A 1110-nucleotide genomic window follows, 5' to 3' on the forward strand; every position below is an offset into this window, starting at 1 on the left:
TCAAGTGAGTCAGACAACGTAACTGAACCACAAATCGAACCATCTAACGAACTCGATGAAGAAACCGAAACAGAAGAATCTATCCATCACGCATCAAGTGAGTCAGACAACGTAACTGAACCACAAATCGAACCATCTAACGAACTCGATGAAGAAACTGAAAACGAAATCAGCATCAATGACACATTGAGGCAGCCCCCAAAGAAAAAGGTCAACATCCCCAATAAAACCAATATCAAAGCTAACTTCGATGAAAAGTTTAAAGACTTAATTTAACTAAAAGGTATTTCATGAAATTACGAAGTCAACGTTTACTTAACCTTTGGGATTCTCGCTCCCAAAAACCCACAAAGAACCCGACTAAAAAAAAGATTAATGGTCAATTTATCTTTGAATCACTGTTTTCAGTTCATGCTTTTTCGACTCAGCCAACCCCCACAGCAATAACAGGGTACGCTCGTCAACTATCAGATAAGCTGTTAATTGAAGTGCGGGCATTAAGAGATCAAACACAACATCAACATCGGGTTCTCATCAATAAAGTGAATGACATTGATGTGAATACTTACCAAACCAACGAGCCTCAACCGATTTCGATTAATGAAAAAAAACTCACGCCTCAAAACGTGATGTTAATGAAGCTGTTCATGGCAACAGACGCATACCTCAACACCCTGTATCTTGCGAAAATCAACGGTGAATTAACCAATAGTGAGCAACAAGATTATCGACAACAAACCATTACAGATCTCGTTAAGCTGCTACAAAAACTAAACAAGGTGTGCATCACCTTTCACCAATTCCGCAAAAATCCAGAAGGGGTAGCATGACGCAATTACTGGCGACGAATAAAGAGCGACAAGCGCTCCATCAACAAAAAATAGAAAACGTGATTACTTTCTTAAAGCAAGAAGGGTATTCCGACATCACCAACTTAATGTTGCTACTGCAATATAAAAAGAGGCCTCCACTCGATCGTCTGCTGAACAAATTGATTCAACAAGGCAGTATCATTAAGCATGAACTTATTCTTATGGATGGAAAAATAAAAATCTCTTTATGGGGCATTACTGAATTTGGAGTAACACAATACATTCAATCCCCGACCGA

2 protein-coding genes and 1 pseudogene are annotated in these 1110 nt (G+C 38.9%); all 3 read left to right on the forward strand.

What is annotated here, in order from left to right:
- The coding region (locus Q1A70_RS19995) for a hypothetical protein (RefSeq protein ID WP_299695714.1) at positions 1-276 on the forward strand (276 nt) is incomplete at its 5' end.
- A 14-nt stretch (positions 277-290) separates the two neighbouring features.
- Positions 291-830 carry a DUF1845 domain-containing protein gene (locus Q1A70_RS20000; RefSeq protein WP_299695712.1) on the forward strand — a complete coding sequence of 180 codons (540 nt, stop codon included), beginning with the start codon at positions 291-293 and terminating at the stop codon, positions 828-830.
- A pseudogene (locus tag Q1A70_RS20005) lies at positions 827-1110 on the forward strand (mobilization protein); the annotation flags it as partial. The gene Q1A70_RS20000 and the pseudogene Q1A70_RS20005, both read left to right, overlap by 4 nt.

The sequence above is a fragment of the uncultured Vibrio sp. genome, assembly GCF_947488985.1.
Classification (GTDB): Bacteria; Pseudomonadota; Gammaproteobacteria; order Enterobacterales; family Vibrionaceae; genus Vibrio.